A 24541-nucleotide genomic window follows, 5' to 3' on the forward strand; every position below is an offset into this window, starting at 1 on the left:
TCGTTCAAATCACACACAAATCCTTGTGCCCAGCAGCGTATTATCGGAGATTTCCTTTTTGCCGACCTGAATGACAGCCTACCTGATTCGACGCCTATTGCTCATCCCGCCGACTCTCATCGGCATGACGTTGGTGGTGTTTTTGATCATTCGCTTCACTCCTGGGGGCCCGATGGAGCAGGCTCTGCTGGAAGCACGCATGAAAAGCGACGGGCAGCGCGGCGGCACGAACCGTCAGCAATCCAGCGGCCTGACCCCTGCACAGCTGCTGAAACTGCAGGAGCAGTACGGACATGATAAACCCTTCCTGATCGCCTATGCCTCATGGCTGGGCGCCTGGCCGAAAGAGACAAATCGTTCCCGCGCTGAATACGCCGAGGGCAAAACGGAAACGGAAGTCAAAATCCCCGGCACCGCGAGCCTGGTGGTGGTGAAGCGGACGGCCCAGAACACTGCGGAGATCATGCCAAGCAAGGAAGTGGACTCCTCCTCGTGGAGAGCCCGCATCATCACGCCGGAGCAGCAAAAGATCGAATGGGAGAAGGTGAATCCCGGCCAGAAACTCGACAAACCCCAGCCATACGTGGCGCTCATCTATCAGCCGAAATTCGCCGGAGTGCTGGAGGGCAATCTCGGTGACTCCACGCGCTACAGTGAACCGGTGTGGACGATGATGAAGCGACGGTTTCCGATTTCTCTGTTCTACGGCATCACCTCCATTCTGCTGACTTACCTGGTATGTGTGCCGCTGGGTGTCTTGAAGGCCATCAAGCATCGCACTCCCACAGACACCGCCACCTCGGTGCTGATCTTCTTTGGCTATGCGATTCCTGAATTCGTGCTCGGCGTGTTTTTGATGGTGATCTTCGCCGCACGGCTGCGCTGGTTTCCGCTGGAAGGTTTTGTGAGCGTCAATTTCGCGGAACTCAGCTTCTTCGGCAAAATCTACGATCTCCTTCATCACGCCTTCCTGCCGCTGTGCTGCTACATGGTCGGCAGCTTCGCGGGATTGACGATGCTGGTGAAAAACAACCTGCTCGACCAGCTTGCGAGCGATTACGTGCGGACTGCGGTGGCCAAGGGCGTGGAGTTCAAACGCGCCGTCATCGGGCATGCTTTGCGAAACTCCTTCATCCCTGTGGCTGCCACGATGGGCCAGGCGCTCACGGTGCTCGTGGCCGGCAGCTTCCTCGTGGAACGTATTTTTGACATCGATGGATTCGGCCTCATGGGATTCAACGCCTTGCTGGAAAAGGATTATCCCATCGTCATGGCCACCGTCACCGTGAGCGGACTGCTGCTCATGCTCGGCAACCTGCTTTCCGACATGATCACCGCACGACTGGATCCCCGCATTCGATTTGAGTGATGAACCGCAAACTCTCCATCGCAGCCATCACCCTCGGTGCTCTTGCCATTCTCGGCGAGTTGTGCGGCATCTTGATTCCCACCGTTTCCTGGTTCTTCGACAATGGTCGTACCTTTGGCTGGGTCAGCTCGGTGCTGCTGATCGTCGGCGGCATTCTCGGTCTGCGGTTCCTGCCGCGTGAGATCCGCTGGACGCCGGTGACCTTGCAGCGTTTCCGCCGTTTCCGCAGCATTGGCCGCGGCTGGTGGTCGTTCCGCATTCTGCTGGTGCTGATCGCCCTGGCGATGCTGGATCAGGCCCTGGTGGGCAAGCGGGCGCTGCTGGTGCGCTGCGATGGTAAAACGTATTTCCCCGCGTTCTCCCAGAAGCGTTATCAGGCGCAGGACTTTGGCCTCGCTGGGGAGCAGGAGGCGAACTATCGCGAACTGAAGGAGCGCCTGAACAAGGAGAAGCGCGGCTTCGTATGGATGCCGCTGGTGCCATGGGACCCGGTGCTGGACACGGACTCGCTGCAATCGATCACGCTGGAGCAGCGTGGTGGCGTGTGGTTCAAGCCGGGTGATGCCGAGCCCTATTCGGGACGCGCGCAGCAGTTCTATGCGGATGTGCCGACGCAAAAGCACACGGACACACGTTTCCGCAAAGGCCTGCCAGATGGAGAGTCGCTGGGCTACTCACGCACTGGCGCGCTGGCGCTTTCCGCCTACTACAAGGCTGGGGTGAAAGACCGTGAAAAATGGACCGGTGAGATGCCGCAGGAGGAGTTTGAGAAAGCAGCGGTCACCTCCTATGAAATGATCATTTATCCGGCGATTCCACCGTTGTGGAAGGCAGGTCATTACCTCGGCACGGACAGCCGTGGCTGGGATGTGCTGGCGCAGATTTATGGCGGATGGCAGCTCAACCTGAAGGCGATTTTGCTGTTCATTCTTTTCACCTACGGTGTTGGCATCATCATCGGTTTGCTGATGGGTTTTCTCGGCGGCTTTTTTGACATCGCCATGCAGCGTTTCATCGAGATTCTCGATGAGCTGCCCTTCCTCTACATCGTGATGATCCTGATCAGCATCATCGGCGTGGCCAACATGAACCTGCTGATTCTCCTGGGTGTGATCTGCTTCTTCTCCTGGACGAGCCTGACCTACTCGCTGCGTGCGCTGGCTTACAAGGAAAAGGAGCGTGACTACATCGCCGCCGCCCGCCTGCAAGGAGCGAGCACCTGGCGCATCCTCACGCGCTACCTGCTGCCGAACATGCTCGCCACCATCGTGACAAAAATCCCCTTCAGCGTCGCCGCCATCATTTCATCGCTCACCGCACTGGCGTTCCTTGGCTTTGGCCTGCCGGAAACTTATCCGCAGTGGGGCTGGCTGTTTGACGACGGCACCAGCCACCTTTCCGCCGTGTGGATCTCCATCTCGATGTTCAGCGTGATGGTCTTCATCCTTCTGCTCGTCACATTTGTCGGTGAAGCGCTGCGTGAGGCGTTCGATCCGAAGAAGTTCACCACCTATCAATGAAGCTCGCTGTTCCCCGTTTGCTGTTGGCTTTTACCACCGCCGCCATCTTTGGCGGTGCGCTGCATGCCGCAGATTTTCCGCCGTATGATGGCACCAAGGAGCGCGAGGCCTTTTGGAGCTTCTATAACAAGAAGGTGCTCGCAGGACTGCAGGGTCAGGAGAAGAAACTGCCCGAATTGATCGCGAAGGAAGCTGACGCAGCGAAGAAAGCGGAGCTGGAGGCCCAGCTCACCGCGACACGCGAACGCCTGAAGAAGCCGGAGTACTTCACCTTCGCCAAACCGGAGGATGTCCCGGCAGATTTGAAATGGGAGAACGGCATGGATGAGCCGGAGATCGGTGACTCCCATGCCAAGAAAGGCGGTACGATGCGCCAGTATGTTCTCTCGTTTCCTCCCACGCTCCGTGTACTCGGCGAGAACAGCAACAGCTCCTTCCGCGGCTACCAGTACGACGATGTGGAGATGGCGTTGATCAGCCTGCATCCGGAAACCGGGCGCGTGATTCCTGCGATAGCGAAAGAGTGGGCCGTGGCCCCGGACAATCGCACGGTGTATTTCCGCATCGACCCGGATGCGACCTTCTCCGACGGCACGCCGATCGAGGCGGACGACTTCTTCAACCAGTTCTACATGCAGCTCAGCGAGTACCCGAAGAACCCCTTCGGCAATCAGTGGTATGGGGAGAACTACGCGAACATCACGCGCTACGATGCGCGCACGTTGTCCATCTCGCTCACGGAGCCCAAGCCGCTTGCGGCTTATTATGTGAACACCACTCCCATGTCCCGCCGTTTCTACAGCGAGTTTGGACCGGACTTTGAACAACGCTATCAGTGGCGCTGCCGGCCGACCTCCGGGCCCTATGTGATCCGCGAGGAGGACATCCATTTCGGTCGCGACATCGCTCTTACACGCGTGAAAAACTGGTGGGCACGGGACAAAAAATTTTCCCGCTATCGCTACAACGTCGATCACATCGTTTATCGTGTCGTGCGTTTGCAGGAGAAGGTGATGGAGCTGTTCCGGCAGGGCGAACTGGACGTCGAAGAGCTCATGATGGGCATCCCGGAATACTGGTATGAAAAGCTGGAGATCCCCGAGGTGCACAAGGGCTACATCCACAAGGCGAAGTTCTACAACGTCTGGCCGGGCTCTCACGCGGGCCTGTGGCTGAACTGTGCGGTGGCACCGCTGAACAACAAGGAGGTGCGCCTGGGCCTCAGCTACGCCACGAACTACCAGAAGGTGATCGACTTCGATCTGCGCGGCGACTTTCAGCGCCTCAATTGCTTCAGCAAAGGCTTCCCGCTCATCGGCGATCCGCCCATCACTGCGAGGCCCTTCGATGTGCAGCTGGCGCGTGAGCATTTCGCCAAAGCCGGATACACCAAGCTCGGCAATGACGGCGTACTGGTGAATGACAAAGGCGAGCGCCTGTCCGTGACCATCCTGCATCGCAAGGTGGAGATCATTCAAAAGGTCATGCAGCGGCTCAAAGAGGAGGCGATCAAAGCCGGCGTGGAATACAAACTCGAAGGCCTCGAAAGCACGTCCTATTTCCAGAAGGCCACGCAGAAGAAGCATCAGATCGCGTCCGTGGCTTTCAGCGTGACGCCGCCGATTCCTGATCACTACCAGGCCTGGCATTCGAAGGATGCGTTCATGGAAGACGGCAAAACGCCGAAGCCGAACACCAACAACCTCTGCAGTTTCGCCGATCCGCGCATGGACAAATTCTGCGAGGACGAACGCCACGCGACGACGATCGAGGAGATCCGCAAAGCCTCCTGGGGTGCGGACCAGATCATCTACGACGAGGCCGCATGGATTCCCGCCTATGAACAGAACTACTACCGCTGCGCCTACTGGCGCTGGGTGAAGTGGCCGGAGAAAACCTTCAACGTCGCTGTCAGCGAACTGCCGATGTCCAACCACGTGCACTGGATCGACGAAGATGTGAAACGTGAAACCGAAGCCGCGATGCGCGCCGGAAAAACCTTCCCCGAAACTGATCAGGTCTTCGATCACAACCTCAAAGCAGGAGGAACCAAGTAATGCCAACACCTCTGCTCGAAGTCCGCAATTTGCGCGTCGGTTTCCAGACCGATGAAGGTTTGCTAACCGCCGTCGATGGGGTCGATTTTGTCCTTGAAGCCGGCAAGACACTCGGAGTCGTCGGTGAAAGCGGCTGCGGCAAAAGCGTGACGGCCATGAGCCTGATGCGTCTGCTGCCACAGCCTGCCGGGCGCATTCTCAGCGGCGAAGTACTCCTCGAAGGCCGCGATCTCACGAAGCTGCCGATCGACGCCATGCGGAAGATTCGCGGCAATGACATCGCGATGATCTTTCAGGAGCCGATGACGGCCCTGAATCCTGTGCAGCCTGTCGGCATGCAGATCATTGAGGCGATTCAGCTGCATGAACCCACCACACCTGCCAAGGCGCTCAGGCGCGCTGTTGAACTCATGGAATGGGTCGGCATCCCTGCGCCCGAACAGCGTGTGAACGAGTATCCGCACCAGCTCAGCGGCGGCATGCGCCAGCGCGTGATGATCGCCATGGCGCTCTCCTGCCATCCGAAGGTCCTCATTGCCGACGAGCCGACCACGGCACTGGATGTCACCGTTCAGGCACAGATCCTCGACCTCCTGAAACGTCTGCAAAACGAAACGGGAATGGCGGTCATTTTGATCACCCATGACCTCGGTGTGATCGCTGAAACCTGCGATGACGTCGCCGTCATGTATGCGGGTCGCATCGTCGAACGCGGACCGGTGTATCCGATTTTCGCCAAACCACAGCACCCCTATACGCAGGGTCTCATCCGCTGCCTGCCAAAGCTTGATCATCCGCCCAAGACGACGCTGCCCGTCATCCCGGGCATGGTTCCCAGCCTCAGGGACATGCCTGCAGGCTGCCGCTTTGCCTCGCGCTGTCCGAACCCGCACAGCACCGATGTTTTAAACACCCGCCAGCCCTGGAAAGAATGCGGCAGCGGCCATGGTGTGGAAGCCTGCGCGTGCTTTGCCTCTCAAATCTCCGCGTCATGAGCCTTCTCTCCGTTCAAAATCTCAAGATGCACTTCCCGGTGCGTGGCGGTGTGTTTTACACCACCCAGGCTGTGTGCAAGGCTGTGGATGGTGTGAGCTTCGAGCTGAAAGCAGGCGAAACGCTGGGCCTCGTCGGTGAAAGCGGCTGTGGGAAGTCCACGGTGGCCCGCTCCGTGGTGCGACTGCTCAAGCCCACCTCGGGCAATGTGATCTTCAATGGCCACGACATCTCCACGCAGTCACAGAGCGCGCTGCGCAGCCAGCGCCGTGAAATGCAGATGATCTTCCAGGATCCTGCCGAGTCGCTCAATCCAAGGCACACCATCGGGCAGATCTTGGAGGAACCCTTCATCATTCAGAAGATGGGGACTCGCGCAGAACGGGCGGAATGGTCCGTCGAGCTGCTCAAGCGTGTCGGTTTGCCGGCAGATGCCATGCATCGCTATTCCTTCGAATTCAGCGGCGGTCAGCGGCAGCGCATTGGCATCGCGCGTGCGATCGCCTTGAATCCCAAGCTCATTGTCTGCGACGAGCCGGTCTCTGCGCTCGATGTCTCGGTGCAAAGCCAGGTGCTCAATCTGCTGCTCGAACTGCAGCGTGACATGGGGCTGAGCTACTTGTTCATCGCTCACGGGCTTAATGTGGTGAAGCACATGAGCGACCGCGTGGCGGTGATGTATCTCGGCAAGATCGTCGAGCTTGCGCCAGCCAGCGAACTCTATCAAAACCCGCGCCATGCCTATACCAAGGCATTGCTCGACGCGATCCCCATCGCTGATCCGACGCAGCGCCGTGCACGCCAGCTCCTGCGCGGTGATGTGCCTTCGCCGATCAATCCGCCCGCCGGCTGCGCCTTTGGCCACCGCATGAAGCATCCCAAGTGGGAGCAGAGTGTGGGCATGGATCTCACGCTCAAGGAAATCTCACCGGGGCACTTCGTGCAGCCTTGTCCGTGCTGCACGTGATGAAATGATGCAGGCATCGCTGCCTGCATGGCGAGATGACTGCGGGCAGGAGGTGCCCGCATCACTTTTCCATCAATGCGAGGTCGCCTTCTCCGAGCCAAGGCCGGTGTGGGCGCGGACTTTGAGCTCGGCGAATTTGACCTCCGCTTCGGGATCGCGTGCGCTCAAAAGAGTGCCCAGCCAGGCGGCGAGGAAACCGATGGGAATGCTGACGATGCCGGGATTGCTGAGCGGGAAGGGGGCGGCCTTGCCGTAAATGCCACTGGGGCTGAGCAGGATGAGAACGATGGAAACCACCAGACCGGTCGCCAGACCAGCGACGGCGCCGGTGGTGTTGAAGCGTTTCCAAAACACACTGAGCACGATGACAGGCAGATTCGCCGAAGCGGCGACCGAGAACGCAAGACCCACCAGGAAGGCGGCATTCACGGTTGGCCCCAGATAGATGGCGAACCCGATGCTGGCGGCTCCCACACAGAAAGCCGTGATGCGGGCGACGCGGATTTCCTGGCCCGGGCGGTTCTCTTTGCCGTGATGAATGACGTTGGAATAGAAGTCATGTGCAAAGGAGGCGCTGGCGCTCATGGTCAGACCGGCGACGACTGCGAGGATGGTGGCGAAGGCGACGGCGCTGATGAAGGCGAAGAAGAACTCGCCGCCCAGCACCTTGGCGAGGATCGGTGCGACCATGTTGACATCCAGCTTCCCATCGGTGGTGAGCTTGGCCTTTTCGATAATGGTCGCGGCGCCGAACCCAAAGAGGGTGGTCATGATGTAGAACAGACCGATGATGGCCATGGCCCACACCACGCTGGAGCGCGCCGTCTTGGCATCTGGCACGGTGTAAAAACGCACCAGGATGTGCGGCAGACCTGCGGTGCCGAGCACGAGGCCGAGGCAGAGCGAAATGAGGTCGATCGGTCCCCAGGGTCCGGCAACGGCGACACCAAATTTGAGGCCTGGTTCCATGAGGTTTTTCGGCGCGGCGCTGCCGCCGTAGTCGGCGTGAGCGACGGCGTTGAAGAATTCGGTGAAGCTGAAGTGATGGAACTTAAGCACGAGGTAGCTGAGCATGATCGCACCGACCATGAGCAGGAGCGCCTTGATGATTTGCACCCAGGTGGTGGCCAGCATGCCGCCGAAGACGACATAGACGAGCATCAGCAGGCCCACGCCGATCACAGCCGGCTCGAAGGGGATGCCGATCAACTGCTTGATGATGGCACCTGCGCCGACCATCTGAGCGATCATGTAAAAGGTGGAGACCACCAGCGTGCTGAGGGATGCGAGCGCACGCACCGGGCGCGGCTTGAGCCGGTAGGCCAGCAGGTCGGCCATGGTGTATTTGCCGGCGTTGCGCAGCGGTTCGGCGACGATGAGCAGGACCGTGATGTAGGCGACCAAGAAGCCCACGGAATACATGAACCCGTCATAACCAGCGACGTAGATCATGCCAGAAATGCCCAGGAAACTCGCGGCGCTCATGTAGTCACCGGCAACGGCCAGGCCGTTCTGCCAGCCGGTGATGCTGCGGCCGGCGGCGAAATAGGCGCTGGCTCCGGTGTTTTTCTTGGCCGCCCAGAAGGTGATGAGAAGCGTGAGGCCGACGAAGGCCAGGAACATGATCAGGGGAGTGTTCATCGAGAGGGAAAGAAGCAAAGAGGGAAGGAAGATGCAGCAGGAGAGCAGAGATCAATCGTGACCGTGGATCACAGCAGCAGCCGATTTGTCCCACTTGGCGGCGACGCGCACATAGAGAAAGGCCAGGACCCAGGCCATGATGAACTGCGACAGGGCGAACACGTAGGCCACATTCACTTCACCCCAGACCTTCTGTTTCATCATCTCGGGGAAATAACCCACCAGCACCGGCAGCGCGATGTAATAGAGCATGCAGAAAATAAAAGCCGGAAGGATGAAGGCTTTCTTTTGCGCCAGCAGTGCACGGAATTCGGGTTTCGCCTCGAGGGCTTCCCAGTTCACAGGTGATTTTTCGCTCATAGTGGGGCGGAGAGTATGGAGACAGACGCTGGATGGCAAGAGTGGAAAGCAGCGGAGATGAAAATGCCCCGGGTTTTCGGTTTCTGCCGACAGACCGTTGCTTGACTCTTTATCAAGCATCTTGAAATGGGCTGATGATTCCTCGGCAAAAATGCGCGCATTGCGGGAAACTCGCGGATTTTAAAGACGAGTTCTGCACCTCCTGCTGGAGTCATCGTACCAAGGGGAAGGTGCTGACCCCGGAGCAGATTACCACGTGCGAGGCGCAGTATGCCGCATTGAGTGACAATAAACGCTGGCAGGCTGAACTGGGGACATGGCAGAACCGGCTGCTGCTTCCGGCCATCCTGATGGTCCTCTGGAGCCTTTACGGGGTTTTTAGCCTGCTGCCCTTCTATTTAAAATTCGGTGTGGGCCAGCTTGAGCTCGCCATCAACGTGTTTTGCTCGGCGAGTTTTGCCATTGGCGGTTATTTAGTTGGCGGAGCCAGGGCGCTCAGGACCGCCTGCTGGTTGCTGATTGTCGCCAGCCTCGCCGCCACTTATCACAGTGGAGACTATTTGCTGGATGTGCTGCACGATGAGGCAGAAATCGACAAGGGGTTTCTTTACAGCTGCATTCGTCTGCTGTTCTGCGGTGCGATTCAGATCTCGTCCATCCAGATTCTGCGCCTCAAACGCCCTGCTGACTAATCTTTGCACGGTAAAGGTCAGTGCGGATTGCCACCACAAAAACGGCTTCCAGCCATGGTTTGCGCGGCTTGTTCCTTGAGTGGTGAATGTCCCTGCGCCACTGGTGCGTCCTAATGGAAGCATGGATCGTCATCGGACTGCTCGTCGGAGCCGTCATCGCCTTTGCCACGGAAAAAATCTCCGTGGATCTCGTCACTTTGTCGATGCTGTGCGTGCTGGTTATGTGCGGCATTTTGAAGGCTGACCGCGCCTTTGCCGGATTTGGAGATCGGGTGATCATCCTGCTGGCGGCGATTTTTGTGATCGGTGCCGCGCTGCGTGAGACCGGCGTGCTGGACATGATGGGCGGTGTGCTGGCGCAGACTTTTGGCACCCAGCCGAAGCGGCTCATGGGTTTCATGATGGCCGTGGTGGGCGGTGTGTCCGCCTTCATGAACAACACCACCGTCACCGCCGTGTTTGTGGGTCCGGTGATGGGCCTCTCGCGCAAGCTGCGCATCCCGCCCTCACGCCTCCTGATGCCACTGGCTTTTGCCTCGCTGATGGGTGGTACGTGCACACTGATCGGCACCTCCACGAACGTCGCCGTGAGCGGCGCGATCACCAAGCTGGGTTTGGAGCCGTTGCGCATGTTTGAATTCACTGGCATCGGCCTCGTGCTGATGCTGACCGGCATCGTCTACATGGTCTTCATTGGCACCCGCCTGGTGCCTGAACGCGACAAGGCTGCGGCTGCTTCCGGTGATGCCATGCGTGACTACCTAGCCGAGGTCATGGTGCTGCCCGGATCTCCTCTCATCGGTCAGGCCGCCTTTGATTCGGATTTCTCCGCGTTGGACTTTCAGGTCATGAAGATCCGCCGGGCTGACCAGCCTCTGGATGCCGGACCCAATCTCCGCTTTGAAGAAGGCGATGTCGTTCTCGTGGCCGGCAAGGTGGAAAATCTGATCCGGGTAAAGAAGATCGAAGGACTCGACATTCTCGAAGACGTCACGCTGCGAAGCTCAGGTGTGGACATGCGCGATGCGCAGATCGCGGAAGTCGTTCTCACTCCGCGCTCCGGCTTTGTCGGCCGGTCCTTGCGCGACAACAACTTCCGCCAGCGCACCGGCCTTTCGGTGCTGGCCTTGATGCGTGGAGATCGCACGTTGATGCATCACATGGCGGATGAGAAACTGCGGGCTGGCGATGTGCTGCTGCTGCAGGGGCCGAGCGATCGCTTCCGTGCCTTCGAAGAAGGCAATGACATGATCGTCATCACACAGCACCAGTTCAGTGCAGAGGCGCGCCGGAGAGGCGTCATGCTGCTGGCTGCTTTTGTTCTCGCCGTGATCGTGAGCAGCATCGGCTGGGTGCCTGACACCATCGCTTTCGTCATCGTCGCCATCATGGCCGTCCTTTCCCGCTGCATCAAACTGGAGAACGCCTATGCCAACATCGACTGGCGTCTGCTCATCCTGATCGGCGGCATGATGGCTTTTGGCGAGGCGATGCAGGTCTCGGGCGCCTCCAGCATGATCGCCAATTTCATCACCGGCTGGCTGCAGCCCTGGGGAGTCTTTGCGGTTTTCGCCGGATTCTGCCTGCTGACGATCCTGCTCACCCAGCCGATGTCCAACGCCGCTGCGGCACTCGTCGTGCTGCCGGTGGCATTGCAGGCCGCTGCCAGCATGGGTGCCAGTCAGCGCGCCTTCGCCATCGGTGTCATGCTCAGCGCTTCAGCGTCCATGCTTACGCCGTTTGAGCCCAGTTGCATTCTCGTCTATGGCCCCGGGAAATATCGCTTCGCTGACTTCATCAAAGTGGGCGGTGGTCTGACCTTTGTGATGCTGATCGTCATCCTGGCCATGGTGCCGGTGTTCTGGCCGCTGAAGTAGGGGGCCGTCATCCTCAAGCTCTCAATGCGGCAAACGAATCCTGGCATGATCGATTCCTGTGCCTGTGAGATCGTGGTCGATATAATCAAGATATATGACGAATGGCTGAGCTGAATCCATATCTGCCTGCTCAGGACAGAATGGCTTTGTTGTGTTAACAAGCACACCTTCAAATTCCAGATAATCTGCTCTGCCTATTTCGATGTAGGGAGGTTTGTCGCGGGGGACAAAGTGCAGAGGCAGATAATTCGAATCCTCATTGCGCCAGGGGATGCGAGACACAAAAACATCGTAATGCCTGATCCAGTGATTCGCTGGAATATGCGAATCCAGAGGCACCGGAACAAGAACGACGTCCAGATCCCTTGTGGGCCGTTTCGCAAGCAGAGCTCGGTTCAAATAACCTGCCCAGTACGAAACGGCGAGGAGCGCTGCCAATGCTCCGACAAAAAGGAATGACTTTAGGGTGATTCGCATGGGAGCTCTGAATCGCTCAAACTTTCTGGCTGCGAGAGGAGTCCATAAGGGCTGGAGAAGCCTCAAAAGCTGAGTTGTTCCCAGCTCTTATGATTGGGGTTAGCTAGTTTGTTAAATTACTCATATCCGTAAGTACTGCGAACAAGCCCAACAAGTGGGTTCCCCTTTGGAAACACAAGGGTTCCACGGGCAGACGGGCTGTGAACGGATCCGGCAGGAATTGTGAGCGAACTCCAACAACCCAGACTGTTCACCTTTACTCTCATGACCTGCGGTTTTGTTGGTCCAGTTGTACACGAGTTGTTCGCAGCAATTCTTGGAGCGCTGGATTGTCGAGTGCGGCCTGGGCTGCCACCACTTCGGCGTCTTTTTTGCTGCGACCGGTGCCCCGCCCGAGCTGGGTGCCCCGCCAGGAGACGGTGGCGATGAAGTTTTTCGCGTGATCCGGCCCCTCAGAACCGACGATCTCATAGACAGGCGGCTCCACGCCCACTGCTTGAATGAGTTCCTGAAGCTGTCCCTTGGGATTGGCATCCAGCTGGCCGCGATTCAGTGCTTCGAGATCTTCGGCAAAGAGCCGCGCGGCAAATTGATGAGCCGCGTCGGTTCCAGAATCGAGGTGGATGGCCCCTGCGACGGCTTCGAGGGCATCGGCGAGGGTGGATTCGCGGTCGCGGCCGCCGTTGGCCTCTTCACCACGCCCCAGGTGCAGGTAGGAACCGAGTCCGATGCGGCGGGAGATGCGCGCCAGCGCCTTGGTGGAGACAAGCTGGGCGCGTGCCTGGGTAAGTACGCCCTCGTCGGCCTGGGGAAGGCGCTGATAGAGCAGATGGGACAGGGCGAGCTGGAGCACGGCATCGCCGAGAAATTCGAGGCGCTGGTTGTCTGAGTGAACGCGCTGGTTTTCATAACCGACGCTTCCGTGCGTGAGCGCGAGCTGGAGCAGCGCGGGATCGCGAAAGGTGTGGCCTATGACTTGTTCCAGCGGTTGCATGTGTGCTCTTTTGTAGCCGGAAGTCCGGCAGCACTCCATGAAAAAAGTGGGGTGACCGACGGGACTCGAACCCGCAACAACCAGAATCACAATCTGGGGCTCTACCGTTGAACTACGGCCACCATCTCTACCGAGAGTCGAGCATAGTACTCGGGAAGAGCGTTTGCGCCAGTGAAAAATCAGGGGTGGGGAAAGTCAGGGTGGAAAGCGCGCCCATGGGGTCATTCTTTCCGCCGGAACCAGACCCATGGCAGGGCGAAAGCGGCGGTGATCAGCACGGTGAGCACGCCGATCATGGCGGTCATGCCCAGGGTGATGAGTCCGCGATTGCTGCCTACTGCCAAGGCACCGAAGCCCAGACCGGTGCTGAGACCGCAGTAGGCGAGCGAACGGCCCAGGGAGGCCACGCGTTCACGAGTGATGCCGGGTTCGCGCAGGGAATGCATGACATGGATCGTGAAATCGAGACCCAGACCCAGGCAGAGGGGGATGGCTCCGACGCTCATCAAGTTCCACGTCAGCCCCCAGGCTGACATGCCACCGAGGAGAATCCAGCCGCTGGCTGCGAGGGTGATGAAGGCGAAAGCCCGCTCACGCCAGCCATGAAACACCAGCAGAAACAGGAGGCAGGCGATGACAACGGTGGGCACGCAGACGTATAGGATTTCACGCTTCAGCAAGGGTTCCAAGGATGTGCGGAGGAAGGCCCAGCCGGCGGGATGAGCACCCGGGATTTTTTCCAGTTCATGCAAGACGGGGGCGTTCTCCAAGGATCTCCCCGGGGCGAGGCGTATGGAACCCATCGCCATCAAACCGTGTTTGTCGTGCTGGGAGACAATGCCACCGAGATTTTCGAGCACGATGGGCTTGGGCCAGAGCGGCAGCGCTGTTTTGGTTGCGTCCCATTCACGCAACTGCTTGAAAACATTCTGCGTCAGGGCATAGGCGACGTCGGTGAATCCAGCGGCATCGATGGCTTGTTTGAATGCGTCTTCGCGTGCGGCGAGGGATTGCAGCGTGGCAAGATTCGTCTTCTGCGCGTCCCCATCGGGAACCAATGCCAGCGGCAGCAGCTGGGCTTCGACTTCGTCGCTTTTCAGCGTTTTCTGGGAGGCGAGGATGCTCTGGCGCAGGGAGGTGGCATCGGCGGCCGCGAAGACCACTGGCACGTTGCGCCCCGGCTCGTTGCTGGTGTTCAGCATGCGCTGCTCGATGTCTTCCAGAACATCGAAGGCCTCGCTCTTGTCAGGACGCAGCACGGCAGAGCCGAAATCCATCCTCGGCAGACCCTTCCATCCCACCACCGCCGTGGCGGCGACGAGAGCGATCAAGACGAGCCACACCATGATGCCCTGCATTCTCATGGCCAGACGAATGCTGCCGTGATGCTCTTCCAGTTTGCCGGTGGTCATGCCCAAGGGCAGAAAGCCAAAGATCATGACCGCTGCGCCGATTATTACTCCGAGCGCCGACAACACACCGAGCTGCGCCACGCCGGGAAGCTGGCTGAGGCCCAGCATGGCAAAGATGCCGGCGATGCTGACGGCCGACCACGTGACACTGGGCAGCGCACGCCGGCAAATGCTGCCAAATCGTTCGCCCGGGTGCTCGCGTGACACATGGAGGCCGTAGACGCCAAAGTCCTCAATCAATCCCGTGAGGATGGCCGCGAAGCCCATCGACATCACATTGAGAGAGCCGTAGATCACGCCCGCTGTGCCGAGCGTGAGCAGGTTGGCGCAGAGAATGGCGAGCAGCAGCCAGAGCAGCGGCTTCACACTGCGGTGCAGCAGCCAGAAAAGGAAGCCGACGATGAAGGTCACGGCACCGATGGACTGCCGCATGTCCCCTTCCATGCCGGTGGCGATTTCCGCCTGAAACGCCGGGTCGCCGGTGAAGCCGATCTTCACGCCGGCGAGTTCCTTTTGCTGGGGCAGCCATTCCTCACGCACGGCCTTCTTGATCTGCGTGAGCCAAGCATTGGCCGCACGATAGTCAGCGAGCGCCTGCCCCGGTGGAGTGACAAACAGCAGGCGCAGCGTGCCATCGGCGCTGCTGAATTCATCGCTCATCAGGCTGCTCATGTCCCCTCCCCCGCTCATGAGCGCCAGCGCACCGCGCGCGAGGCCGAGCGGATCGTAGCCGCTGAGCGTGGCGTTTTGCAGATCCAGAGAAGAAGCTGCCGCCTCCTTGGATTTGGCGAGCAGGGCCGTGATCGAAGCGGGATCGAGCGAAGAGATGAGCTTCGTCACCTCTAGCGGCGGTGCATTGAGCCAGAGATAGGCGACGACTTCGGCGATGATCGCGGGATCGGATTGCAGCAGGGATTTGCTGCGCACGCTGGCACAGAGCTCCGGCTTGGCGGCCAGGTGTTCGGCCAGGGCATCGGCAGTGACCTCGACGAGTGCCGGATCTTCGGCCTGCACCGCGATGAGGAGCAGATTGCGCTTCTGCTCGCGCAGCAGGCGTGTGCCCTGCAGTCCTGGCAGCTCCTGCGGCAGCAGGCTGAGGGGATCCACATCGAAATCCAGCCGCGAAACGCCGAACGCTCCCGCCACGATGACGAGCAGGACAAAGAGCAGGCGGAGATAGGCTGGTTTCATGCGCGGCTGAAAGAAGCGGAGTCAGGCGGGAAGTCCACTGTCGAATGTCTTGACGTGTCCGCTGCCTCCCTCCAGCATCGCGGCCATGTTTCTCCTTGCCGCAACCTCGGCCAGCTACTGGCCCTTCTTCGTTCTCGCTGTCAGCGTCGTTTTCATCATCATTGCGATCAGCAAGCTGCGCATGCACGCCTTCGTGGCGCTGATCCTGGCGGCGATGCTGGCGGGGCTGCTCGCCAACAAGGACGCGTGGGACATTGTGCAGAAGGACGGCAAGGTGAAGGCGATGTCCTCCATGGTCGGCGTGGTGGAGATGGTGTCCAAAGGTCTGGGCGACACGGCGCGTGACATTGCGATCTCGATTGCGCTGGCGGCGATCATTGGCATGTGCCTGATGGAAAGCGGCGGTGCTGACAAGGTGGTGCGTCGCTTCCTGGCCTTCTTTGGTGAGAAGCATGCAGGCTGGGCGCTGCTGTGGAGCACCTTCATCCTGAGTGCGCCGATCTTTTTCGACACGATGTTCATGCTGATGGTACCGCTGGCGATGGCGCTGCGCATGCGCACAGGCAAGGACTACACGCTCTACCTGATGGCGATCTGCTGCGGCGGCACCGTGACGCACTCCATGACGGTGCCGCATCCGGGCCCGGTGGCCGTGGTGGATGATCTGCATCTGAACGTGGGTGAATCCATCATCGGCGGCATGATGATCGGTGCCATCACCTGCGTGTTTGGTTTCATGTTCAGCAAGTGGCTGAACCGTCGTACCGATGTGCCGCTTCGTGCCATCGGCGGTGTTTCCCTGGATGATCTGAAGGGCGTGAGCGCGAAGTCTGAAAGCGAGCTGCCGAGCTTCTTCTGGAGCATGACGCCGGTGCTGCTGCCGATCATTCTGATCAGTCTGACGACGGTGTTTGAACTTGCGCACAAAGGCGCGGCCACCGGCGCAGGCTGGGGTGTGGCGCTGGTGAATCTCTTCGGTGGAGATCAGGGATTCACCGCCGTGCGTGCCTGGGTGGATTTCATCGGTCACAAGAACATCGCGTTGTTCATCGGCGCGGCGATCTCACTCGCCGTGCTGGCAAAGCAGCGCGGCCTGGGTCTGAAAAAGATCGAAGATCTTGTCGGCCCGCCGCTGGAAACCGCAGGGATGATCATTCTCATCACCAGCGCCGGCGGTGCCTTCGGTCTGGCTCTGCGCAGCGCGGGTGTGGGTGATGCGGTGCAGGCGCTTGCCCAAGGCTACAGCCTCAATCTCGTGCTGCTGGGCTGGCTCGTGGCCGCCGTCGTTCGTGTGGCCCAAGGCTCCGCAACGGTGGCGATGCTCACCACTTCTTCGATCATGGCTCCTATGCTCGTCGGCACGCAGCTCGGCTGCCATCCCGTCTATCTCTTCACCGCCATCGGCTTCGGCGCGATGTTCTGCTCCTGGATGAACGACAGCGGCTTCTGGGTGGTGAACCGCCTGAGCGGCATGACCGAGAAGGAAACCCTGCGCACCTGGTCGCTGCAGCTCACGGCGGATTCGATCATCGGACTCTTGGTGACACTGAGCTTGAGCAAACTGCTGCCGATGGTGTAAGGGTGGCGTGGCAGAGGCACCTGCTCCGCCCTATTTTGGCAGGGCGGACCGGAGGTCATCAAACATCTTCCCGGTCTTCTGCTGCCCTCGTTGTTTGATTTCATTCTGATGTGCCACGGCCACGTTGATTTTGTCCAGCGTTGCGTTGAAGGCCGCCCGATCGCTCTCGTCGGAGAAGAGGAATTGATTGTTGCTCACCTGCCAGTGGCCGCGCCGTTTGCTCAGCAGGTTGATGATGGTCTCCATTTCGTTGATGATGCTCTCCTCAAGGCCCCATGTTTCATCAAAGGTGCTCAGGGCCTTCGGTGTGCCTTTCTCGGCGCTCAGGGCTTGGTCCTCCCTGGCGGCGGGGCTGATGTTGCTGGCGCGAATTTTGGCGGGAAGACTCGCCAAGGACTCTCGCATTTTGATGCCTTGTTTGCTCACCAGCACCCGCGCGCGTGCCAGCATGTCGTAGGACTCGCTGAAGTCTGTGTCTGCCAGTACTCGTTTGCAGTCCAGCAAACGCACAAAGCCGATCCTGCCGAGTTCATCCGAATAGCCTTTTTGTAGAGCGACGAGCTCCTCAAAATACTGCCGCGTGATGAGCACCAGTTTTCCCACATCGTCAGTGGCTTCCGCCGGTGGTGTCTTCGGTTTTGCTGGCGAAGTCTCGTTCGCAGGCACCACGCCTTCCTGCATTCTTTCAAAGTCTGCCTGCAGTTTGTTCAGTTCCTCCCGTGTGTTTTCGCTAGTCCGAGATGACGGGGGCGGCGACGCCGAATGGACGTTGCGCGGTTGCAGCATGGGCCCCGCAATCAGCAGCAGCGAGGCAAGCACCGCCCCGATGCCGTAGCTGCGCGTCAGCATGGTGAGAAACGGCTTTTGGCACGCAGCGGCGATGCCTGCGATCACGAGGGCGGCCACCAGCGCAACGATGCCTGCGGCCACTGCATAACCGATGGCTCCGGCAATAGTGCTCGCATAGCCTGCGTTCCCCAGTGCGACGTCCAAACTCGTGGGGGGCTCACTGATCTTCTTCAACAGGCACAGGACAAAGGCTGCCGCCGTGCCGAGAACAGGCGCCCGGATGCGCCACTTGTCGGGATCCGATGAATGCTCGAAGTGAGAAGAGGATCTCTCAGGTGGCTGCGCAAACACCGGCGGTTGGTAAGGCTGGTAGTTCTGGCTGGACGCAGGGGCTGGGACCTGGATCACGGTGAGGCAGGCCGGACAACCTACCTCGACTCCAGCCAGCGTTTCGTCAGCATCAATGGGCTGCCCGCAATGAGCACAGTGGAAGATAGGCATGATGAAAGAATGTGTAGGGTGCAGTCAGACGACAAACTGCCGTGATAAACGAGATTCTTAAAGATTCGTCAATCCCATTCATCGGTCTGTCATTAGAGAGAGCCGTTTTGAATTCGATGATGGAGACATGGCGGCGCGAGCCGCAGTTCATTGCCTGGCACGAGATCTCAAAGCTTAGGAAAGCTGCTGCCGGTGGCGAAGGAAAGATGGTTCAAAATTTCCCGACAGTGAGGAACAGCAGCGAAACCATCACTGCCGAACTCAACACCAGATAGGCGGGCAGACCGAGCCCTTGGGCGCGGTACAAGCGACGCTGGACAAGATGTCCCATGACCAAGGCCAGCGTACCCAGCAGGACAATGAGCACCCAAGCCAACAATGAAGCAGGGCCGAAGGCTTGCATGAAATCGTTATGCTTGCCAGCCAGATAGGGAAAGGCGGTGTTAGCGACATCGGCCAGCGGCACGACAAATATCCAGAAGTACAACGAAGACGCAGCCGGGAAGGCGAACGGCCGCCACCGCTGCTAGAGACAGCCACAGAAGATAGGGCGCGATGGAGACAAAGAAATCAGAGAAGGCACCCATGGCTGGAGGGTCAAAGCTAACATAACCCCATTTGTCAGCCACGGGCAGCCATGCAAACTGAAGGACGGTTCCGCCCTGAAGCAGAACTGCCGCAGCATGGGCGCCCTCATGAACGATGGTAACGAGCAGAACGCCGGGTACCACCAGCAGCAAGTGCGGCCAGTGGCGTCTGATGAATGTCCAGATCTCCTGCAACATGGGTGTTTGCCTCAATGATGAATGGGTTCGTCGGCCAGATGCTGACGATGAAGCATTTCTACCTGCGGCGCATGGATCCGCACAATCAAATTTCAGCCCCTGCCCTTTCACTCAGCATGTCTTGACAGCGGCAGAGTCAGCCAGCATGACTCGCCCGTGGACCTTCCCTCCCATTCCCAGCTCAGCGCGCTCATCCGCCACCGTCGTTCCATCAAGCCGGTGGACATGGATGCGTCACGCGGTGTGGAGCGGGCGTTGCTCACGCAGGTGCTGGAAGATGCGACGTGGGCGCCGACGCATGGCTTGACGGAGCCGTGGAAATTCATCGTGCATCAAGGCGCGGGTCGCGCGCTACTGGCGGAGACGATGCAGCGGGTTTATCGCAAGACGACACCCGCTAATGAGTTCCGCGAGGACAAGATGAAGAAGATGAGCGAGAACCCGTTGCTCGCATCCGTGGTGATCGCCTGTGTGATGGAGCGGCGCGGTGGAGCCAAGATTCCCGAAGTGGAAGAAATCGAGGCAGTGGCCTGTGCGCTGCAAAATCTGCAGCTCTCTGCCACAGCGGCTGGCCTGGGATGCTACTGGTCATCCCCTCCCCTGCTGGGCACGCGTGAGTTTTCAGAGTATTTGCAGATCGGCGCGGAAGATCGCTGCGTGGGTCTCATTTATCTGAGCTGGCCGCGTGCCGGACTGAACTGGCCGAAGAGCGTACGGCAGCCTGTTGAATCCAAAACCCAATGGCGCGATGACTGAGTGGTTCACCAGCGCCTGGCATTCCATGGTCCACTTTTTTACCACCATGCCGTGGCAGATGTGGGGCGTGTGGTCGCTGACGATCTGCCTGCTTCTCGTGGGCATCATCGGTTCGGTGGTGCCGTTTCTGCCGGGACCGTTGTTGATTTTTGCGGCAGGCATTTTGCACACCGTGCTGCGTCCTGAATCCGGCATGAGCACCTGGGGCTTCGTGATTTTATCACTCGGACTGGTGCTGTCTTATGTCGTTGATTTCGTCAGCGGTGCGATGGGTGCCCGCTGGTTTGGCGCGAGCCGCTGGGGCATCGCCGGTGTGTTCATCGGCGGCATTGTGGGCATGTTCTTCATCCCCTTTGGCCTGGTGCTGGGTCCGCTGATCGGCGGCGTTTCCTTTGAGCTGATCTTTGCCAAGAAGAGACTGCAGCCTGCGGCGAAATCGGCCTGGGGATCGCTGCTGGGTACGGGCGTAGGACTGGTGCTGCGCCTGATCGTGGCGCTGGCCATGGTGGCTACGTTTTTTCTCGACGCGCTGGTTTGGTGAACCAGAGCCGGCTAAAGCCGGGACTACAATACACGGAGCTCAAGCCTTGCCCTGCAGCAGCATGCGCGTGCCAAAGACGACGAGGATGATGCCGAAGATGCGCGTGAGTGTTTCGTTGCTCATCGACTTCAACCAGCCTGCGCCAAAGTAGGCGAAGATGGACGCGGAGACCGCGGTGATGGCGGCGACTTTCCATTCCACATAGCCATGCCTGGCATTCTGCGTGGTGGCCATCAGCGCGGTGGGAATGATGATGGCGAGCGAAGTCGCGACGGCCGTTTTATGCGGCAGCTTGAGGAAGAACACAAACGCCGGAACCATCACGACACCACCGCCGACGCCACACAAGGCAGCGACTGCGCCGCTGACGACACCAATGGCAAGACAGGCGAGAATCGTGGACGTGGGCATGATGAATCAGCGGGATTGTCTGGCGAGCAGGCCGACGAGGAGACGCTCAAGCACGAGCTTGGGATCGAGCGATGAAGTGACGAGCTTGGAGTTGGCAGCGAGGCAGGCTTTGAATCCGGCGTGGAGTTCTTCGAGCGAGAAGTTGCCGGTCTCGGGGATGGCGAGAAACATCGGATAGGCGTTGAAGCCGGTGCCGTCTTTCTTGCGCGGCAGATGCGAGGTGGCCGTGGAGGGCAGGCCTTCGAGAGATGAACAGAATCCGGCGTAGTTCATCTTGTTGAGCTTGTGGCGTGAGCCGAGGTCTTTGATGAGCAGCAGGCTGCGCACGCGTGGCACGATGGCGGCGAGGAGCAGGCCGATGGCGTTCTGCCCCTGATACATGAGCGTGCTGAGCAGCTCGAGCGCACGCGGCAGATCGCGTTTGCCGATGGCGTTGCCGAGATCCCACAGCACACCGGCGCGGCTCATGGACACCATGCTTTGCACGGTCTTCAGTCCGGCGCGGCGGCGCTCGCCGAGAAAGAGATCAATCTTTTCGAGCTCGTTCTCCATCTGCCGTGTGTCATCGCCGGCCATCTGCACCAGGAGTTCCAGCGCACCGCTTTCAAAGGTGATGCCGAGTTCCTTGGCCTTGCGTGAAGCCATCGCGAGCACTGGCCCCTCCCACCCGGCGCGCGAGGTGTCCGGCTTGTCGAAGACTTCGAAGGCGGCGATCTTTGAGATGCGCTTGTAAGTGTTGCGTCTTTTGTCGATGCCAGTCGCGCTGATGACAAAACTCACGTCACTGCCGAGGCCGCGTTCGATCACATCAAGGATGCGTTCGAATCCGTTCACCGCATCCTGGCCACGACCTGCGCCGGAGTCTCCGAGGAAGTTGGCGTTCTTGAGCCAGACCACTTTGCTGCCGCCGAAGAAGGGCAGCGTCTGCAGAGCCATGCACACGTTGGAGCAGATGTTGCCCGCGTGTTCGGAGTTGTCGGCGGTGCCGTCGATGATGTCGTTGCTGAAGTCTCCGGCGTCCGGTGGTGTGAGGCTGCGCACGAGGATGAGCGCGGCTTCCTTCACGCGCGCTTCATCGCTGCCGATGAAGACATTCACCTGGCTGGCAGCGGTTTTTTTCGGCGGGGGCATGCTTCACCGATGGAGCAGGATGCGCATGGCATCAAGCTTTGCGGTGCGTCTGCGAACTTGACATTCTTTCAGCGATTTGATGAAATTAGGTCAAATCCATCTACCACCATGAAAACATCAATGATTGGGTCCAAGGTTTCCACGGCAGTCGCGCTTTTGACGACTGCTTTTTTTATGTCTGCCGCCGGCTTTTCTGCGCAAGCGGAAGATCTGAACGCCGTGTTTCAGCAGGGCCGCGCCGCTTACTACAAGGGTGACTTGGACACGGCGTACAAGCTGCTCTCCCGTGTGGCCGCAGCGAACCCGAAGCACGCCGAGACGGCGAACATGCTGGCTTACATCCGGGCCAACTACCAGCCGAAGGACAACTCACTCAAAAACCAATACGCCGCCGTCATTCTGCCGAAGGTGTCCATGGATGACGTGACGCTGAGCGAAGCCATCGAGGGTCTGCGCGCGCTGTCCAAAAATGCGAGCGGCGGTAAAGTGGTGCCCAATGTGATCGTGAAGGGCGAGGAGCTGACGAAGAAAAAGCTCAGCCTCTCACTGGCCAACGTCCCCTTGGACGAGGCGCTGAATTACGTGACGCAGCTGGTGGAAGCCAAGGCGACCTATGACAAGCATGCGGTCATTCTGACCAGTCAGGCGGACACGATCACGTCCACGGCGACGGCGACCAAGTGATTTGTTATTAATCTGATAATGAATGATTTAGGTGTATAAACGTGCCGAGAATGACCGAGGAAGATCACGATAGGTGGTATCAGCGCCAGATTGCCGATTTCCCGCCCCTCCGGGCAAGGCAGCTTGGGAGGTGTGGAGCCGGTGGCTGCCCATCTGGCGTGAGCGTGGCCGCATCGAAGACTATCCGCGTGGAGTTGTATCTGCCGAACGGTGAATGAGGATCGCAGCTAGGGTGGCAGGTTTGCTCAGTGACTTGGAATGTTCGTGACATCATCTGAGCACAAAAATGGGAGAGCTTTGGCTCTCCCATTCAAATTATTGGCTGCCTGGCTTTCTCAGTCGTTGAAGAAGTGACGTCCGGTCTGGCCGGCTTCGGTCTTGTTGTCCACTTCCCAGTACACATCTTCAAAGATGGACTCGGGTTCTGGATAAGGGCTGGCCTTGGCGAACTCGGCGGAGTCGTCCGCTTCCTTCTGCGCTTCCTTGTCGATCTTCTTCAGCTCCTCTTCGGTGGCGACACCTTCAGAGAGAAGGTTGCGTTTCCACACCTGAATCGGGTCATGATCGTTTTGGAATTGCTCGACCTCTTCCTTGGTGCGGTACTTGAACTTGTTGGCGTCAGCGACGGAATGTCCTTCCCAGCGGTAAGTGGCGATTTCGATGATGCTCGGCTTGGACTGGGTATGTGCCCGCTCAATGGCTTTGCTGACTCCGGCGCGGACTTCGTAGATGTCTGCACCATTGAACTGCTCCCAGGCCATGCCGTAACCTTCAGCGCGCTTGGCGAGGAAGTCGGTGTAGGCGGAGGAGCGCTTCTGGCTGGTGCCCATTGAGTAGCCGTTGTTTTCGATCACATAGATCACGGGCAGATCCCACAGCTCGGCGAGATTCAGAGATTCATGGAAGGCACCCTGGTTCACGGCACCGTCGCCGAGGAAGCAGAGTGCGGCACCTTTGAGGCCGCGGTATTTCAGACCGTAGGCGAGGCCGAGGCCCAGCGGGGTCTGACCGGCCACGATGCCGTGACCGCCCCAGTAGTTTTTGTCAGGCGCGAAGTAATGCATGGAGCCGCCCTTGCCGCGGGAGCAGCCGGTGGCCTTGCCGAAGAGTTCGGCCATGCACTCGTTCATGTTCATGCCCACCGCCAAGGCGTGAGCGTGATCGCGATAAGCGGTGATGACGTGATCGTTTTCGCCCATCACGGAAACCGTGCCGACGGCCACAGATTCCTGACCGATGTAGAGGTGGAGGAAACCGCCCATGCGACCGGCTTGGTAGTGCTGAAGGGACACCTGCTCGAAGCGGCGAATGCGGACCATCTTGCGGTAAAGCTCCACCTTGTCGGCGGCGGTGAGCTTCTGATTGATCGGGTCGGCAGCGTGTTTTGTGGGGGCGTTTGCGGAGGCCATTGGTGGGGGCGATACTAGCGGGAAGCATGCCGGAAGCAAGCATCGTGTTTGAACTGCGGCAGGGGAGAATCGGCCTCCTATGCGTGGGATAGAAGACGTGAAAGTCGGTGGCTGAAAAGGCATTCTCTGATGCGTTTTTGCGAAACAGATTTTCCGGTAGGTGAGCGTGGAGAGGCTCGGCGGCGGCTTGAGGACCGCCCTATCTCGTGCTGGGACGTGCATGCCCAGCGCTGGTAGGGCTGGTTGTCCTCAACCAGCCGGCGTCGGAGCCCAAGGTCTTCGAGCACGAAACAGCCTGCTAAACGGAAATGAGTTTCGCGAACCGCTATAGAGGAGTGCTGAGCGACCAAAGGGTATTGATGGGCACTCTTCTCTGTCGCCGCTTTTGGTGTCATAAGGAGGATG

22 protein-coding genes and 1 tRNA gene are annotated in these 24541 nt (G+C 59.2%); 11 read left to right on the forward strand and 12 right to left on the reverse strand.

Translation table 11 applies throughout. The features are described from left to right. Positions 1–70 precede the first annotated feature (70 nt). From AC24GY_RS18145 to AC24GY_RS18165, 5 genes are read left to right on the forward strand one after another with little or no spacing between them, the layout of a single operon-like run. Complete coding sequence (locus AC24GY_RS18145; RefSeq protein WP_487686017.1) at positions 71–1369, forward strand: ABC transporter permease subunit; 1299 nt, start codon at positions 71–73, stop codon at positions 1367–1369. Further along, positions 1369–2889 (forward strand): ABC transporter permease subunit, encoded by a 1521-nt coding sequence (locus tag AC24GY_RS18150; protein WP_487686019.1) that lies wholly within the window; start codon positions 1369–1371, stop codon positions 2887–2889. Before AC24GY_RS18145 ends, AC24GY_RS18150 begins: the two co-directional genes overlap by 1 nt. Continuing rightward, the gene (locus tag AC24GY_RS18155; RefSeq protein ID WP_487686021.1) at positions 2886–4946 is read left to right on the forward strand and encodes an ABC transporter substrate-binding protein; all 2061 of its coding nucleotides are present in this window, start codon (positions 2886–2888) and stop codon (positions 4944–4946) included. Before AC24GY_RS18150 ends, AC24GY_RS18155 begins: the two co-directional genes overlap by 4 nt. Next, on the forward strand, positions 4946–5941 hold the full coding sequence (locus tag AC24GY_RS18160; protein WP_461524410.1) for an ABC transporter ATP-binding protein: 996 nt from the start codon (positions 4946–4948) through the stop codon (positions 5939–5941). Before AC24GY_RS18155 ends, AC24GY_RS18160 begins: the two co-directional genes overlap by 1 nt. Beyond that, the gene (locus tag AC24GY_RS18165) at positions 5938–6906 is read left to right on the forward strand and encodes an ABC transporter ATP-binding protein (protein ID WP_487686024.1); all 969 of its coding nucleotides are present in this window, start codon (positions 5938–5940) and stop codon (positions 6904–6906) included. Before AC24GY_RS18160 ends, AC24GY_RS18165 begins: the two co-directional genes overlap by 4 nt. A 72-nt stretch (positions 6907–6978) precedes the next feature. Here the strand turns inward: AC24GY_RS18165 and AC24GY_RS18170 are convergent, their stop codons facing one another. Beyond that, complete coding sequence (locus AC24GY_RS18170; protein ID WP_487686027.1) at positions 6979–8547, reverse strand: solute symporter family protein; 1569 nt, start codon at positions 8545–8547, stop codon at positions 6979–6981. Between the two features lie 51 nt (positions 8548–8598). Beyond that, positions 8599–8907, reverse strand: coding sequence for a DUF485 domain-containing protein (locus tag AC24GY_RS18175; protein ID WP_487686029.1), 309 nt, complete (start codon positions 8905–8907; stop codon positions 8599–8601). A 134-nt stretch (positions 8908–9041) separates the two neighbouring features. On the opposite strand from AC24GY_RS18175, the gene AC24GY_RS18180 reads away from it, so the two are divergent. Both AC24GY_RS18180 and AC24GY_RS18185 read left to right on the forward strand, forming a co-directional pair. Further along, entirely contained in the window at positions 9042–9599 is a 558-nt protein-coding gene (locus AC24GY_RS18180) for a hypothetical protein (protein ID WP_487686032.1), read from the forward strand. An 86-nt stretch (positions 9600–9685) separates the two neighbouring features. Next, positions 9686–11476: an SLC13 family permease gene (locus tag AC24GY_RS18185; RefSeq protein WP_487686035.1), complete on the forward strand. Its 1791-nt coding sequence runs from the start codon at positions 9686–9688 to the stop codon at positions 11474–11476. Between the two features lie 21 nt (positions 11477–11497). Here the strand turns inward: AC24GY_RS18185 and AC24GY_RS18190 are convergent, their stop codons facing one another. The 4 genes from AC24GY_RS18190 to AC24GY_RS18205 form a co-directional block, all read right to left on the reverse strand. After that, positions 11498–11953, reverse strand: a complete 456-nt coding sequence (locus tag AC24GY_RS18190) for a hypothetical protein (RefSeq protein WP_487686038.1) — start codon at positions 11951–11953, stop codon at positions 11498–11500. 262 nt (positions 11954–12215) lie between these two features. After that, positions 12216–12947 (reverse strand): ribonuclease III, encoded by a 732-nt coding sequence (gene rnc / locus AC24GY_RS18195; protein ID WP_487686040.1) that lies wholly within the window; start codon positions 12945–12947, stop codon positions 12216–12218. Between the two features lie 47 nt (positions 12948–12994). Further along, positions 12995–13069: transfer RNA gene (locus tag AC24GY_RS18200), tRNA-His, on the reverse strand. A gap of 99 nt (positions 13070–13168) precedes the next feature. Next, positions 13169–15550: an MMPL family transporter gene (locus AC24GY_RS18205; protein ID WP_487686043.1), complete on the reverse strand. Its 2382-nt coding sequence runs from the start codon at positions 15548–15550 to the stop codon at positions 13169–13171. Between the two features lie 85 nt (positions 15551–15635). Between AC24GY_RS18205 and AC24GY_RS18210 the strand changes: the two genes are divergently transcribed. Next, positions 15636–17129, forward strand: a complete 1494-nt coding sequence (locus AC24GY_RS18210; protein WP_487686046.1) for a GntP family permease — start codon at positions 15636–15638, stop codon at positions 17127–17129. 30 nt (positions 17130–17159) lie between these two features. On the opposite strand, the gene AC24GY_RS18215 is transcribed toward AC24GY_RS18210, so the two are convergent. From AC24GY_RS18215 to AC24GY_RS18225, 3 genes are all read right to left on the reverse strand, one after another. Next, positions 17160–18419 (reverse strand): TFIIB-type zinc ribbon-containing protein, encoded by a 1260-nt coding sequence (locus AC24GY_RS18215; protein WP_487686048.1) that lies wholly within the window; start codon positions 18417–18419, stop codon positions 17160–17162. A gap of 211 nt (positions 18420–18630) precedes the next feature. Beyond that, the gene (locus AC24GY_RS18220; RefSeq protein ID WP_487686050.1) at positions 18631–18885 is read right to left on the reverse strand and encodes a hypothetical protein; all 255 of its coding nucleotides are present in this window, start codon (positions 18883–18885) and stop codon (positions 18631–18633) included. Beyond that, entirely contained in the window at positions 18863–19204 is a 342-nt protein-coding gene (locus AC24GY_RS18225) for a hypothetical protein (RefSeq protein ID WP_487686054.1), read from the reverse strand. The genes AC24GY_RS18220 and AC24GY_RS18225 overlap by 23 nt, the downstream gene beginning before the upstream one ends. A gap of 156 nt (positions 19205–19360) precedes the next feature. Here AC24GY_RS18225 and AC24GY_RS18230 point away from each other — a divergent pair, with 156 nt between their 5' ends. Both AC24GY_RS18230 and AC24GY_RS18235 read left to right on the forward strand, forming a co-directional pair. Next, positions 19361–19960: a nitroreductase family protein gene (locus AC24GY_RS18230; RefSeq protein ID WP_487686057.1), complete on the forward strand. Its 600-nt coding sequence runs from the start codon at positions 19361–19363 to the stop codon at positions 19958–19960. Between the two features lie 25 nt (positions 19961–19985). Beyond that, the gene (locus AC24GY_RS18235) at positions 19986–20501 is read left to right on the forward strand and encodes a DUF456 domain-containing protein (protein ID WP_487686060.1); all 516 of its coding nucleotides are present in this window, start codon (positions 19986–19988) and stop codon (positions 20499–20501) included. A gap of 39 nt (positions 20502–20540) precedes the next feature. Here AC24GY_RS18235 and AC24GY_RS18240 read toward each other — a convergent pair whose 3' ends face one another. Next, positions 20541–20912 carry a sulfite exporter TauE/SafE family protein gene (locus AC24GY_RS18240; RefSeq protein WP_487686063.1) on the reverse strand — a complete coding sequence of 124 codons (372 nt, stop codon included), beginning with the start codon at positions 20910–20912 and terminating at the stop codon, positions 20541–20543. A gap of 6 nt (positions 20913–20918) precedes the next feature. Next, a complete protein-coding gene (holA, locus tag AC24GY_RS18245; RefSeq protein WP_487686066.1) occupies positions 20919–22043 on the reverse strand; it encodes a DNA polymerase III subunit delta in 1125 nt (374 codons plus the stop codon). 174 nt (positions 22044–22217) lie between these two features. Here holA and AC24GY_RS18250 point away from each other — a divergent pair, with 174 nt between their 5' ends. After that, positions 22218–22727, forward strand: coding sequence for a hypothetical protein (locus AC24GY_RS18250; RefSeq protein ID WP_487686069.1), 510 nt, complete (start codon positions 22218–22220; stop codon positions 22725–22727). 335 nt (positions 22728–23062) lie between these two features. On the opposite strand, the gene pdhA is transcribed toward AC24GY_RS18250, so the two are convergent. Then, complete coding sequence (pdhA, locus tag AC24GY_RS18255; protein WP_422315814.1) at positions 23063–24136, reverse strand: pyruvate dehydrogenase (acetyl-transferring) E1 component subunit alpha; 1074 nt, start codon at positions 24134–24136, stop codon at positions 23063–23065. Positions 24137–24541: the final 405 nt, after the last annotated feature.

The organism is Prosthecobacter sp. Pr1 (assembly GCF_057652315.1).